This is a genomic window from Phreatobacter sp., from assembly GCF_022843985.1.
In the GTDB taxonomy this organism is placed as follows: domain Bacteria; phylum Pseudomonadota; class Alphaproteobacteria; order Rhizobiales; family Phreatobacteraceae; genus Phreatobacter.
In genome coordinates this window covers 1-14,264 of sequence record NZ_JALHMP010000029.1, presented here as the reverse complement: position 1 = coordinate 14,264, position 14,264 = coordinate 1, and the positions used below count along the sequence as shown (strand labels likewise).

Annotated in this window: 7 protein-coding genes and 1 pseudogene; 4 read left to right on the top strand and 4 right to left on the bottom strand. The window is 69.3% G+C overall.

From position 1 onward, the window contains the following. Positions 1-8: 8 nt before the first annotated feature. Positions 9-2,294: an NADP-dependent malic enzyme gene (locus Q0C57_RS17295; protein WP_296578049.1), complete on the bottom strand. Its 2,286-nt coding sequence runs from the start codon at positions 2,292-2,294 to the stop codon at positions 9-11. A 109-nt stretch (positions 2,295-2,403) separates the two neighbouring features. Continuing rightward, complete coding sequence (locus tag Q0C57_RS17290) at positions 2,404-3,618, bottom strand: NAD(P)/FAD-dependent oxidoreductase (protein ID WP_296578047.1); 1,215 nt, start codon at positions 3,616-3,618, stop codon at positions 2,404-2,406. A 131-nt stretch (positions 3,619-3,749) separates the two neighbouring features. Here Q0C57_RS17290 and Q0C57_RS17285 point away from each other — a divergent pair, with 131 nt between their 5' ends. Further along, entirely contained in the window at positions 3,750-4,439 is a 690-nt protein-coding gene (locus Q0C57_RS17285) for a nitroreductase (protein ID WP_296578045.1), read from the top strand. A 101-nt stretch (positions 4,440-4,540) separates the two neighbouring features. Here Q0C57_RS17285 and Q0C57_RS17280 read toward each other — a convergent pair whose 3' ends face one another. After that, the gene (locus Q0C57_RS17280; protein WP_296578043.1) at positions 4,541-5,341 is read right to left on the bottom strand and encodes an MOSC domain-containing protein; all 801 of its coding nucleotides are present in this window, start codon (positions 5,339-5,341) and stop codon (positions 4,541-4,543) included. 261 nt (positions 5,342-5,602) lie between these two features. Between Q0C57_RS17280 and clpB the strand changes: the two are divergent. The 3 genes and pseudogenes from clpB to trmFO all read left to right on the top strand — a co-directional run. Continuing rightward, a pseudogene (clpB, locus tag Q0C57_RS17275) lies at positions 5,603-8,155 on the top strand (ATP-dependent chaperone ClpB); the annotation flags it as partial. Between the two features lie 139 nt (positions 8,156-8,294). Next, positions 8,295-10,232 carry a hypothetical protein gene (locus Q0C57_RS17270; RefSeq protein WP_296578040.1) on the top strand — a complete coding sequence of 646 codons (1,938 nt, stop codon included), beginning with the start codon at positions 8,295-8,297 and terminating at the stop codon, positions 10,230-10,232. A 43-nt stretch (positions 10,233-10,275) separates the two neighbouring features. Further along, entirely contained in the window at positions 10,276-11,694 is a 1,419-nt protein-coding gene (gene trmFO / locus Q0C57_RS17265) for a methylenetetrahydrofolate--tRNA-(uracil(54)-C(5))-methyltransferase (FADH(2)-oxidizing) TrmFO (RefSeq protein WP_296578037.1), read from the top strand. Positions 11,695-11,697: 3 nt separating this feature from the next. On the opposite strand, the gene Q0C57_RS17260 is transcribed toward trmFO, so the two are convergent. After that, on the bottom strand, positions 11,698-13,635 hold the full coding sequence (locus Q0C57_RS17260) for a M23 family metallopeptidase (protein WP_296578034.1): 1,938 nt from the start codon (positions 13,633-13,635) through the stop codon (positions 11,698-11,700). Positions 13,636-14,264 lie beyond the last annotated feature (629 nt).

The window sequence follows — 14,264 nt, the reverse complement described above, 5'->3', positions numbered from 1 at the left end:
CCCGGTCGTCAGCCGCCGATATTGTAGGCCGCCAGCGCCGCCATGTTGACGAGGTCGGAGTCGCGGGCGCCGAGCGGCACGATCTGCACGGGCTTGTCGAGGCCGACCAGCAGAGGCCCGATGACGGTGGCGCCGCCGAGTTCCTGCATCATCTTGGTCGAGATCGATGCCGAGTGGAAAGCCGGCATGATCAGCACGTTGGCCGGTCCGGTCAGGCGGCAGAACGGATAGGCCTGCATCAGTTCCGGATTGAGGGCGACGTCGGCCGACATCTCGCCGTCATATTCGAAATCGACGCGGCGGGAATCGAGGATCTTCACGGCCTCGATGACCTTCTCCGAGCGTTCGCCCCTGGGCTGGCCGAAGGTGGAGAAGGCGAGCAGCGCCACCCGCGGCTCGGTGCCGAGGCGGCGTGCCGCATGGGCAGCCTCGATGGCGATCTCGGCGAGATCGGCGGCCGAGGGCATCTCGGTGATGGCGGTGTCGGCGACGAGCACCGTGCGCCCGCGCGACAGCACGATGGAGACGCCGATGAGGCGGTGGCCCGGCTTGACGTCGATGACGCGGCGCACCTCCTCGAGAGCCGAGGAATAGTTGCGGGTGACGCCGGTCACCATGCCGTCGGCATCGCCGGCTTCCACCATGGCGGCGCCGAAGATGTTGCGGTCCTGGTTCACCATGCGCTGGCAGTCGCGGTACAGGTAGCCGTGGCGCTGCAGCCTCTCGTAGAGCTGGCTGGCATAGTCGGCATTGCGGGTGGAGAGCCGGGCATTGGCGATCTCGATGCCCTCCTTCAGGTCGATGCCGGCGGCCTGCGCCGTGGCGCGGACCCGGTCCTCGCGGCCGACGAGGATCGCCGTGCCGAGGCCCTGGTTGACGAAGCTCTGGGCGGCGCGGATCACCTGTTCCTCCTCGCCCTCGGCGAAGACGACGCGGCGCGGCGTGCGGCGGGCGCGCTCGAAGATGCGGGCGAGGACGCCGGCGACGGGATTAAGGCGGGCGGTGAGCTGCGCCTTGTAGCCGGCCATGTCGACGATCGGCCGGCGGGCGACGCCGGTCTCCATGGCGGCCTGGGCCACGGCGGTCGGCACGGCGATCATCAGGCGCGGATCGAAGGGAACCGGAATGATGTAGTCCGGGCCGTATTTCGGCCGTCCGCCGCCATAGGCCGCGGCGACGTCGTCGGGCACGTCCTCGCGCGCCAGGGCGGCGAGCGCATTCGCGGCGGCGATCTTCATCTCCATGTTGATCTGCGTGGCGCGCACGTCGAGGGCGCCGCGGAACAGGAAGGGGAAGCCGAGGACGTTGTTGACCTGGTTCGGGTAGTCGGAGCGGCCGGTGGCGACGATGGCGTCGGAGCGCACCGCATGCACCTCCTCCGGGGTGATCTCCGGATCGGGATTGGCCATGGCGAAGATGATCGGCTTCGGTGCCATGGACATGACCATCTCGGGGGTGAGCGCGCCCTTGACCGACAGGCCGAAGAAGACGTCGGCGCCCTTCACCGCCTCGGCGAGGGTCCGCGCATCGGTCGTCACGGCATGGCCGGACTTCCACTGGTTCATGCCGTCGGTCCGGCCGCGCCAGATCGTGCCCTTGGTGTCGCAGAGCGTCACATTGTCGGGCGTGAAGCCCATGGCCTTGAGGAGCTCGACGCAGGCGATGCCAGCGGCGCCGGCGCCGTTGACGACCAGACGCGTCGTCTTGATGTCGCGGCCGGTGATGTCCATGGCGTTGATCAGGCCGGCGGCGGCAATGATCGCCGTGCCGTGCTGGTCGTCATGGAACACCGGAATGTCCATGAGCTCCTGCAGGCGCTGCTCGATGATGAAGCACTCGGGCGCCTTGATGTCCTCGAGATTGATGCCGCCGAAGGAGGGGCCGAGATAGCGCACCGCATCGATGAACTTGTCGGCGTCCTCGGTGTCGATCTCCAGGTCGATGGAATCGACATCGGCGAAGCGCTTGAACAGCACCGCCTTGCCTTCCATCACCGGCTTGGAGGCGAGCGCGCCGAGATTGCCGAGGCCGAGGATGGCGGTGCCGTTGGTGATCACGGCCACCATGTTGCCGCGCGTCGTGTAGTCGAAGGCGCGGGCCGGATCCTCGGCGATGGCGAGGACGGGAACCGCGACGCCCGGGGAATAGGCGAGCGACAGGTCGCGCTGCGTCGCCATGGGCTTGGTCGGCACGATCTCAAGCTTGCCGGGCTTGCCGACCTGGTGGAAGGCCAGCGCCTCCTGGTCCGTGATGGTCGGGCGGTTGCGTCGGCCGGTCGTGTTGTCGGTCGCCATGTCGGGTTCTTCTTGCAGCGTTCCTCGGAAGGGACGGGGACCATAGGGTTTGCCCACCCGGACGGCAACGGGCCGTGAGGGGGAGAGGGCTGCGCCCGTCAGGCCGCCGTCAGGCCGCCTTGCCGGCCGCCCAGCCCGACGACCAGGCCCACTGGAAGTTGTAGCCGCCGAGCCATCCGGTGACATCCACCGCCTCGCCGATGAAGAACAGGCCTGGGACGGACTTCGCCGCCATGGTCTGCTGATCGAGGCCGGCGGTGTCGACGCCGCCGAGCGTCACCTCGGCGGTGCGCCAGCCTTCGGTGCCGGCAGGGCGGATGCGCCAGGCATTGACCGCCGCGTCGATGCGGGCGAGCACCTTGTCGGAACAGTCGGCGAGATTGCCGGTGAGGCCCTGGCTCGCGGCGACGGCCTGGGCGAGGCGCCGCGGCAGGATCTCGGCGAGAACCGTCTGCACCGCCTGACGGCCGTTGCGGGTGCGGGCGGCCTTCAGGCCCTCGACAACGTTCACGCCGGGCGCCAGCGAGACGACGATGTCGTCGCCCTCGCGCCAGTAGCTGGAGATCTGCAGCACGGCGGGGCCGGAGAGGCCGCGGTGGGTGAAGAGAACCGCCTCGGCAAAGCGCGTCTTGCCGTGTCCCACCACCGCCTCCTCCACCGCGATGCCGGCCAGAGGCGTCAGGGTCGCCAGCATGTCGGGCGCGAAGGTGAGGGGGACGAGCGCCGGGCGTGGCGGGACGACGGCGAGGCCGAAACGCGCGGCAATGTCATAGGCGAGGCCGGTGGCCCCCATTTTCGGGATCGACTTGCCGCCGGAGGCGACAACCAGCGAGGCGCAGCGGATGGTCCGGTCGGAGAGCCGGACGGCAAATCCGTCCTCGGAGCGCGCGATGTCCTCGACACCGGTGGCGAGCCTGAGCGTCACCCCGGCCCGGTCCATCTCGTCCGTCAGCATGGCGATGATCTGGCGTGCCGAGCCGTCGCAGAAGAGCTGGCCCAGGGTCTTCTCGTGCCAGGCGATGCGGTGGCTGTCGACCAGGGCGATGAAGTCGCGCTGGGTGTAGCGGGCGAGCGCCGAGATGGCGAAGCGCGGGTTCTGCGACAGGAAGTTCTTCGGCGACGTGCCGAGATTGGTGAAATTGCAGCGGCCGCCGCCGGAGATGCGGATCTTCTCGCCCGGCGCCTCGGCATGGTCGATGACGAGAACGGAGCGGCCGCGGCGCCCGGCCTCGATGGCGCACATCATGCCGGCCGCGCCGGCGCCGAGCACCAGGACGTCAAAGGCCGTCGTGGCCTTGCGGCCGGATCCGGAGAGATGGGTCATCACCGAGCGGTAGCCCCGAAGTGCCCCGGCTGTCGAGCGGTTCCGAGCCCAGGGCATGCCGAACGGCGGATGGCGAAACGGCCGGCGAGCAGAGACGATGGCGGCAGCCCCCGAACGATCCGGCGAGACCGATGACCAGCCCCCTGCCAACCGATGCCGAAGCCTTCGACCGCCTGATGGCCGCCCGCCATTCCTGCCGCGCCTTCCGGCCCGAGCCGATCCCGCGGGAGACGATCGCGGCGATCCTGACGACGGCGCAGAAGACCGCCTCCTGGAACAATACCCAGCCCTGGCAGGTGGTGATCGCCAGCGGCGGCGCGGTCGAGCGCTTCCGCGCGCTGATGCTGGATCTCGCCGCGCGTGGCGCCGAACCGGCCCCGGACTTCGCCTTTCCGCGTGAATATCGCGGCGCCCTGCTCGACCGGCGGCGGGCCTGCGGCTTCCAGCTCTATGACGCGGTGGGCGTCCAGCGCGGCGACAAGGCCGCCTATGCCCGCCAGAGCCTGCGCAACTTCGCGCTGTTCGATGCGCCGCATGTGGCGATCATCACCACGGATGAGGCGCTCGGCGCCTATGGGGCGCTGGATTGCGGCGCCTATGTCAGCAATTTCATGACCGCGGCGACGGCCCATGGCGTCGCCACCATCGCCCAGGCGGCCCTGGCGGTCCATGCGGCCGCGATCCGTGACCATTTCGGCATGGCCGATGACCAGCGCGTGGTCTGCGGCATCTCCTTCGGGCGGGCGGATGAGAGCCATCCGGTGAACGGCTATCGCACGGTGCGCGCGGAGCTCGGCGAGGTCGTGCGCTGGGAGGATTGAGGGGAGAGGGGGGGTGCACACCGCAAGTGCGTCCTTCGAGCCTCGAAGGACGCATGTCGGTCTTGCTACGCATCGCTTGCCCGCGCCTTGCGGGACTGCCCTCAGAACGGGACGCCGGCCTGGTCCTCGTCGGTGATGGCCAGCCTGTCGCCTTGGGCGATGCGCCCGCCCTGGGCGACGGCGGCATAGATGCCGCAATCGGCATGGCCGTAGCTGCGCATCAGCACGGCGGGGATCATCAGGTCGCGGACGGCCGTGGCCGGATTGACGGTCGTCGCGGCGCAGCGCTCGGTGCGCTTCAGGCCGCGCAGGGCGGCACCGCCGAGGGTGATGCGCTTGCCCACCCAGGCGAATTCGGCAAAGGCCGGCACGCCGTCGACATAGATATTGGCGCGGAAGCGGATCGGGTCGATGGCGGTGCCGGTCTCCTTTTCCAGAGCCCGGACCGTGGCGAGATTGATGAGGGAGACGAAGCCGGAGCGCGAATCCATGAAGCGGAAGCCGGGCGGGCCCTCGAGCACTTTCGGCGCGCCGGCGAGGTCACTCGCCAGGAACATCCGGAAGAAGTCCTCGATGGCGGCGCGCCCCGCCGATGTTCTGAGGTCGCCGCGGGCGACCTCGACCTCGTCGGCGACGATGGCGAGGCTGTGGCTGGCGTCGTCATAGCGGGTCTTGAGCTTGGCCAGCGCCGCCTGGCGGGCGAGGACGAGGAATTTCTGCTTCGGCTGGTGCTCGGGATTGGCAGGGTCGAAGCCGGAGGGACCGTTCTCGATGGCGAAGAGCCGGTCGCCGGGGAAATGCGCGCCACTGGTCAGCGGCGCCTCGGCGAGAGGCTCGGCGGAAAGCCCCTTCACGGGATAGCGGTAGAGGGCGGTGATGCGGGCAGCGGGTGTCTCGGTCATGGCCTGAGGTGGCCCGAGGGGGCCGTCGCGGTCAAGCCCGGGGGCACGGTCCGGGGCTCCTGCGGACAGGGCAGGGGGCGTTTCCGGTGACGGCGCGGCCGGTTTGACGCGCCTCAAAAAGTCCGCCGCGGTCTCTTCTCACAGCCGCGTGACACCCCCATATCCGACGCGTGCCGGTCGCTTCGGGAGCGGCACATCCAACGGTCGGACGTTTCCTTCGGGCTCAGGCGAGACGGGCGGAACGGGCAAGGGAGTGACCTCATGAACATCGAGAAATACACCGAACGCTCGCGCGGCTTCATCCAGTCGGCGCAGTCCCTGGCGCTCCGCGAGGGCCATCAGCAGTTCCAGCCGGAGCACCTTCTGAAGGTGCTCCTGGACGATCCGGAGGGCCTTGCCGCCGGCCTGATCCGCCAGGCGGGCGGCCAGCCGCAGCTGGCGCTTCAGAAGACCGAGGAGGCGCTGAGCAAGATCCCGAAGGTGCAGGGTTCGGGGGCCGGCCAGATCTATCTCGGCCAGGGCCTCGCCCGCGTCTTCGACACGGCTGAGAAGGCCGCCGAGAAGGCCGGCGACAGCTTCGTCGCGGCCGAGCGGCTGCTGCTCGCCCTGGCGCTGGAAAAGGACACCGAGGCCGGCAAGGCGCTGGCCGCTGCGGCCGTGACGCCGCAGGCGCTGAACCAGGCCATCGAGGGCCTGCGCAAGGGCCGGACCGCCGATTCCGCTTCCGCCGAAAACGCCTATGACGCGCTGAAGAAATATGCCCGCGACCTGACCCAGGCGGCGCGCGAGGGCAAGCTCGATCCGGTCATCGGCCGCGACGAGGAGATCCGCCGCACCATCCAGGTGCTGTCGCGGCGGACCAAGAACAATCCGGTTCTCATCGGCGAGCCCGGCGTCGGCAAGACCGCCATCGTCGAGGGCCTTGCTCTCCGCGTCATCGACGGCGACGTGCCGGAGAGCCTGAAGGACAAGGCGATCCTGTCGCTCGACATGGGCTCGCTCATCGCCGGCGCGAAATATCGCGGCGAGTTCGAGGAGCGGCTGAAGTCCGTGCTGTCGGAGGTGACCGCCGCCGCCGGCGGCATCGTGCTGTTCATCGACGAGATGCACACGCTGGTCGGCGCCGGCAAGGCGGACGGGGCGATGGATGCCTCGAACCTCCTGAAGCCGGCGCTTGCCCGGGGTGAGCTGCACTGCATCGGCGCGACCACGCTCGACGAGTACCGCAAGCATGTGGAGAAGGACGCGGCGCTGGCCCGCCGCTTCCAGCCGGTCTTCGTTGGCGAGCCGACGGTGGAAGACACCGTCTCGATCCTGCGCGGCCTGAAGGAGAAGTACGAGCAGCACCATCAGGTGCGGATCACCGATGCGGCCATCGTCGCGGCGGCGACGCTGTCGAACCGCTACATCACCGACCGCTTCCTCCCCGACAAGGCCATCGACCTCGTCGACGAGGCCTCGGCGCGGCTGCGCATGCAGGTCGATTCCAAGCCCGAGGAGCTCGATGAGCTTGATCGCCGCGTCATCCAGCTCAAGATCGAGCAGGAGGCGCTGAAGAAGGAGAGCGATGTCGCATCCCGGGACCGGCTGAAGCGGCTGGAGACCGATCTCGCCTCCCTCGAGGCGCAGTCGGCCGAGATGACCGCCCGCTGGAAGGCGGAGAAGGACAGCCTGGGGCGCGCCGCCGAGATCAAGAAGCAGCTCGACGAGGCTCGCACGGCCCTCGCCAATGCCCAGCGCAAGGGTGACTGGGCGAAGGCCGGTGAACTCTCCTACGGCACGCTGCCCGCGCTGGAGAAGGAGCTCGCCACCGTCGAGCAGCAGAACGAGCAGGCCATGGTCGAGGAGGCGGTGACCGCCGACCACGTCGCCCAGGTTGTCTCGCGCTGGACCGGCGTGCCGGTCGACCGGATGCTGGAGGGCGAGAAGGACAAGCTCCTGCGCATGGAGGACGAGATCGCCCGCCGCGTCGTCGGCCAGGGCGAGGCGGTGAAGGCCGTGTCGACCGCCGTGCGGCGCGCCCGCGCCGGGTTGCAGGATCCGAACCGGCCGATCGGCTCGTTCATGTTCCTCGGCCCCACCGGCGTCGGCAAGACCGAGCTGACCAAGGCGCTCGCCGAGTTCCTGTTCGACGACGAGACCGCCATGGTCCGCCTCGACATGTCCGAGTACATGGAGAAGCACTCGGTCTCCCGCCTCATCGGCGCGCCGCCCGGCTATGTCGGCTATGACGAGGGCGGGGCGCTGACGGAGGCGGTGCGCCGCAGGCCCTATCAGGTCGTGCTGTTCGACGAGATCGAAAAGGCCCATCCCGACGTCTTCAACGTGCTCCTGCAGGTGCTCGATGACGGGCGTCTGACGGACGGGCAGGGCCGGACGGTCGATTTCCGCAACGTGCTCATCATCATGACCTCGAACCTCGGCTCCGAGCTTCTGGTCATGCAGGGCGAGAACGAGGAGGTGGATGCGGTGCGCGACGGCGTCATGTCGATCGTGCGCGGGCACTTCCGCCCCGAATTTCTCAACCGCGTCGACGAGATCATCCTCTTCGGCCGGCTTAAGCGCGAGCAGATGACGACCATCGTCGACATCCAGCTGAAGCGCCTGCAGAAGCTGCTCGACGAGCGCAAGATCGTCCTCGACCTCGATCCCGGCGCCAAGGCCTGGCTCGCCGACAAGGGCTACGACCCCGCCTATGGCGCGCGCCCGCTGAAGCGCGTGATCCAGAAATATGTCCAGGATCCGCTGGCCGAGAAGATCCTCGGCGGGACGATCAAGGACGGCGACAGGGTCAGCGCCGCGGCAGCCGGAGACCGGCTGGTCTTCGAACCCGCGACGCCGGCCATGGCGGCGGCCTAGCCGACGGCCGCACCGCATCCGGACTTATAGCCCTCTTGCCAGACCGCCCGATCGGGGTTTCGATCGGGTGGTCTCGTGGCTTTGGAGGGACGCGATGGCTGCTCGCTCGGGTGGAGACAAGGCCGCAGCCAAGACGACGCCTGCTCCGGCTCCCCGGACGGCCGTCCTCGTGTTCCACGGTATCGGCGACCAGCGGCCGATGGAGACCCTGCTGGGCGTGGTCGATGCCGTCCTCGGCAAGCCCGAGACCGATCGCGCGGCAGCGCGGCGCAAGGGCGCCATTCCCCGCTGGATCAAGCCCTATGTCGGCAAGGACGGCTCCTTCGACCTGAAATCGGTGACCACGCCGGCGCTCGGCCTGACCGAGAAGCGGCGCTACGATTTCTTCGAACTCTACTGGGCCCATCTGATGAGCGGCACGCGCTTCGTCGCCGTGCTGCTCTGGCTCTGCGACCTCGCCAAGCGCGACCGCTCCAGCCTTCCCGCCGATGCGCGCTGGATCTGGTTTGCCGCCGTCACGCTCCTGACCGCGGCCCTGCTTGCCGCCGTTCACCTGCTCTGGGTCGTGGGAACAGGATTGATCGGGCTGTCATGGCGCGACGTCGCCGCCCGTGCCGGCCTTGCAGCGCCGCAGGCGACCGTGTCGTTCCTCGTTCTTGCCGTCCTCGTCGGCGGCTTCGCGACCTTCGGCCTGCGCAAGGGCTGGGCGACGGGGCTGGGCGTGGCCGGAATCTTCCTGGTCTTCGCCGCCCTCGCCGCGTGGCACCCGCTGGCGCTCCTGACCCTGGTGCCGGCGCTGGCCAGCCTCGTCATGTTCCTCGGCCCCGTCGCCACGGCCTATGGGGTCGCCGGCACGGCGGGGCTGTCGCTTGTCGTCGCCCTCTGGGGGCCGGTCTGGGCCTTCGTCGGGATCGGCCAGGCGGGCTGGCCCGAGGGCGCCCGGCTGCTCGACATCGCGCTGCTGACGCTCGGCCATCCGCCGACGACGCTCTGGCTTCTCGTCTTCCTAACGCTCTTCGTCTTCCTCGCCTGGGTGTTCCTGGTTCCCTATGTCGGTGACTGCGCCCGCTACCTGCGCGATGCGCCGGACAATATCGAGGCGCGCAACCGCATCCGGAAGCTCGGCCTGCAGGTCCTCCAGGACCTGCACGACCAGCGCAACGGCGACGGCGCGCCGCGCTATGACCGGATCGTCGTCGTCGCGCACAGCCTCGGTACCGTCATCGCCTATGACGTGCTGCGCGCCTTCTTCGTCGAGCAGATGGCCAGCGCGCGGCTGACCGACAGGGTCATCGCCGCCTTCGCGGCCATCGACGGGCTGCCAGCCGATGCGATCGGGGAGGGAACCTATGCGGTCGCGGCGGTGGATGGGGGGCTCGCCTGGCAGCGGATCGGGCCGGGCGGCACGCCATCGGCAGATGCGTACCAGGCGACGGTCCGGCAGGCCTTCGCGACTTTCACGGCGGAGCAGGTCAGCGTGGCGAAGGGCCAGATCGTCGCTTCGCCCTGGCGCATCAGCGATTTCGTCACGATGGGCAGCCCGCTCGCTCATGCGGCCCTGTTGATGACCGAAGCCGGGACCAACAAAGCCCTCGACGAGAAGGTGTCGCTGCGGGAGTTCCCGGTCGCGCCGCCCGCCTTGTCGCCGGGTGAGGACGGGCGCGTTCTCTTCGCACCGAAGACCCAGAACCCGGGCATGCCGCCGGAGCGCCCGCGCCTGCAGCACTCCGCCATGTTCGCCCTGACCTGCTGGACCAATCTCTATTTCGCCCAGCGCGCCGGGGTGAAGGGCGATTTCATCGGCGGGCCGATCCCGCCGGAGCATTCGCCCGGCACGATGAACGTGCCGCTCGAGACAGCGATCTCCGGAGGCTATTTCAACCACATCCATTATTGGACCGCGGAAGCGCCGTCCGGTGATGGGACGGCGCATCTGCGGGCGCTGAAACTCGCGGTCCTCGGTGTCGATGCCTGCCGTGAGGTGAACAGGACGCGGCGGATTCTCGCAGCCGGCGAGACACTGGCGCTCTGATCCCTTGCTTGCCGCCCGCGCGGCTCGGCCCTAGAAGGTCCGCATGACACAGATCGCCCCCATTCACGTCGTCGGCGGCGGCCTCGCCGGTTCCGAAGCCGCCTGGCAGATCGCCGAGGCCGGCGTTCCCGTCGTGCTGCACGAGATGCGCCCCCTGCGCGGCACCGAGGCCCACAAGACCGAAGGCCTCGCCGAGCTCGTCTGTTCGAACTCGTTCCGTTCCGACGATGCCGAGACCAATGCCGTCGGCCTCCTCCATGCGGAAATGCGGCGCACGGGATCGATCATCATGCGCATGGGCGATGCCCACCAGGTGCCGGCCGGCGGGGCGCTGGCGGTCGACCGCGACGGCTTCTCGCAGGCGGTCACCGCGGCGCTGGAGTCCCATCCGCTGATCACCATCATGCGCGAGGAGGTGGCGGGACTGCCGCCGGCGGACTGGGACAGCGTCATCGTCGCCACCGGCCCGCTGACCTCGCCGGCGCTCGCCGCCGCCATCGGCCAGCTGACCGGCGAGAAGGAGCTCGCCTTCTTCGACGCGATCGCGCCCATCGTCCATTTCGAGTCCGTCGATATGGACAAGGCCTGGTTCCAGTCGCGCTATGACAAGGCGGGGCCTGGCGGGACGGGGGCCGACTACATCAACTGTCCGCTCGACAAGGCCCAGTACGAGGCCTTCATCGACGCGCTGCTGGCGGCCGAGAAGACCGAGTTCAAGGAGTGGGAAGGCACGCCCTATTTCGACGGCTGCCTGCCCATCGAGGTGATGGCCGAGCGCGGACGCGAGACGCTGCGCTGGGGGCCGATGAAGCCGGTGGGGCTCACCAACCGGCACAATCCCACGGTCAAGGCCTATGCCGTCGTGCAATTGCGGCAGGACAACAAGCTCGGCACGCTGTTCAACATGACCGGCTTCCAGACCAAGCTGAAATATGGCGCGCAGGCCGCCATCTTCCGCATGATCCCCGGCCTTGAGAAGGCCGAGTTCGCGCGGCTCGGCGGCATCCACCGCAACACCTATCTGAACTCGCCGAAGGTGCTCGACCAGACCCTGCGGCTGAAGGTCGAGCCGCGGCTGCGCTTCGCCGGCCAGATCACCGGATGCGAGGGCTATGTGGAGAGCGCCGCCATCGGCGGCATGGTCGGGCGGTTCGCGGCGGCCGAGCGGCTGGGCCGGGAGCCGTCGCTGCCGCCGGTGACGACGGCCCATGGCGCCCTCATCAACCATATTACCGGCGGCCATGTGTCGACCATCGACGAGGGGCCGCGCTCGTTCCAGCCGATGAATGTCAATTTCGGCCTGTTCCCGCCCTTGTCAGAACCGGCGCCGAACAAGGGTCCGGATGGCGAGCGGCTGCGGGGCAATGCCAAGACCCAGGCGCGCAAGCGGGTGCTGAGCGCCAGGGCGCTGGCCGATTTCGACGCCTGGCTCGGCGGCGCGGCGCGGGGCGCCGCCGCATAGGTGTCAGCGCGAGGGTGCCGCCGCGGTGACGCGCGTCTCGGCCCGGTCGCGCGTCATCAGGTTGTCGATGCGCTCGCGCTCGGCGCGGAAGGCGGCGAGCATCGGGCCGGCCAGTTCGCGGCCGCGGGGGACGCGGACCCGCATCGGATCGACGAAGCGCCCGTTGACCATCACCTCGTAATGCAGGTGCGGGCCGGTCGAGAGGCCGGAATTGCCGAGATAGCCGATCACCTGGCCCTGGCGGACGCGCGCGCCCTCGCTGATGCCGCGGGCGAAGCCCGACAGGTGGGAATAGGTCGAGGTGTAGCCGTTGGCGTGCTCGATCTCGATGCGCCGACCATAGCCGCCGGACCAGCCCGCCTTGGAGATGACGCCGTTGCCGGCGGCGACGATCGGCGTGCCGATCCGGTCGGACCAGTCGACGCCGGAATGCATCTTGTAATAGCCCATGACGGGGTGGCGGCGCATGCCGAAGCCGGAGCGCATCTGGCCGCCGGCGATGGGCTTGCGGATGAGGAACTTGCGGGCCGATTTTCCCTGCTCGTCGTAATAGTCGACGATGCCGTCGGCGGTGGAATGGAAGCGGTAGTAGCGGCGGGTCTCGCCGGCGGTGGTGATCGAGGCATAGAGAATGTCGCCGCGACCCGCCTCGCCCTCGTCGTCGGAGGCATAGAGGACCTCGAACAGGTCGTTGGTGCCGGCGCGGCGCGAGAAGTCGACATCGTTGCCGAAGACGCGGATGAGTTCGTCGATGATGGGACGCGGAATCTCCTGGCGCAGGGCCGTTTCGTAGATCGCGGCGAAGAGGCGCAGTCCGGAGCCATCGTCGTCGTCGTCCGATTCGTCGGTGACGTTGAGGGCCTCGGCGGGATCTTCCACCGCGACATAGCGACCCTCGTCGGTCTGGGCGACCGCGGCCTCCGGGGTGCCGCGCTCGCCGACGAGGATGACCCGGACCGGCTGGCTGCGGCCCGAGGCGCCCTGGGCGAAGAGCACGCGGATGCGCTGGCCGTCCCGGAGCGTGATCTCGCGCCCGCCGCGGGTGAAGGCGGCGGCGATGAGGCGGACGTCGTCGCGCACCGCGCCGAGCTCGAGCAGGACCGAGGTGATGGTGTCGCCCGTCTTGGCGATGACCGTGCGGTCCGGCGGCGCGGCGTCGGCCGCGGCCTCGGCGGCCCGTTTGGCGACGCGCACCACATTGGGATCATCGGGGTCGAGGACCGCGCCGACGGGCAAGGGGCGGTTGAGGGGGCTACCCGCCGGGAGCACCAGGGGGACGGCCAGATCCGTCTGGCTTGCCGCCTCGCGCACCTGGCCGAGGATCTCCTCGGTCGACAGGGTCACCATGGTGCGCTGCTGGGGGGGCAGGGAGGCGATGTCACGCATGACGAGGGTCACCTCGCCATCGGTGTCGGGCGCCTGTTCCTCGGCGCGCTCGGCCGTGTCGCCGGCGAGCAGGCGCAGCGGGTTGAATTCGGGAATGTCGTGATTGCCGCTGGATGTCTGGACGAGGTTGGCGACCACGCGGGTGTGCGGCCGGACACGGATGATCTCGCGATCGCCAACCCGGGTCGTCTGGGAGACGCGGATCGTCTGCTTGGACGACGAGAACAGATCGGCGAGGGGGGTGAGGCGGTCGCCCTTGCGGGCGGTGTTGGTCGGCCGGTCGGAGGCCGCACCGGCGCCGCGGGCGAGGGGCTGGACGATCTCGGCGGGGGCCGGGGGACGGGTGGGGTTCTCCAGCGCCGCCCAGACCGCTCCGCCCATCAGCCCGGCGCCGCATAGGCCGGTGAGGACCGTTCCCGAGAGCCAGCGGACATTGACGCGCCGGGCGTCGATGCCGCGGCGCTCCCGGCCGTCACTCGACAGCGGCGCCTCGTCCCCGAGCGTCGCGCTGGGGCCGCCGTGATGAGGAAAGGACGATCGGCCAGACAGAAGCAAACGCGAATTCTCCGATCGATCTCGCCGGGCGGCGCCCGGCCAGCGATGCGCGGCGGACGTTGCCCGCACCGCCTCCATCCGTCAAGCAATGGACCGCATCGAGGCCCAGGCGAGGAAAGAGCGAAAAATGTGGCGCCGTCAGGGCTGCGGGCCACCGGAGGCTGTTCGTCGGCGCACCGGGTGCGGTCGCAGGAGAAGCGGGATCCCGGCGCCTGGGGCGGGGTGGACATGATCCTGGCGGGGCGCGGCCGGCCCGGGCCGGGCCGGGCGGCGGCCGGGGCGGCTGGCGGTTCGCGGAGCGAGCGCCGCGCCCGCCGGAATGGTATCGGGAGTCGGGGCCCGCTGTGGAAAAGTCCTTGTCGAATCGCCGATTGGACCATCCAATCAAAGACCTGATGGCGTACACGGTTACGGGGCTTCGGGCCCGGCGGCAGGCACTGTCGTCGGGACGTCATTTTTTTCCCGGATCCGTGTTGACAGTCCGAACGGGGCTGGCCTATAAACCGCCCATCGACGCGGCGCCGCGCTTTGACCGGCCCGGCTTCGCGTCTCTGAAGCTTCTCAGTCACCTTCTGGTGCATGGTGCTTCCGGCCTCCGGGTTGGGAGATGGGTTTCAGTCGCCCTTTGG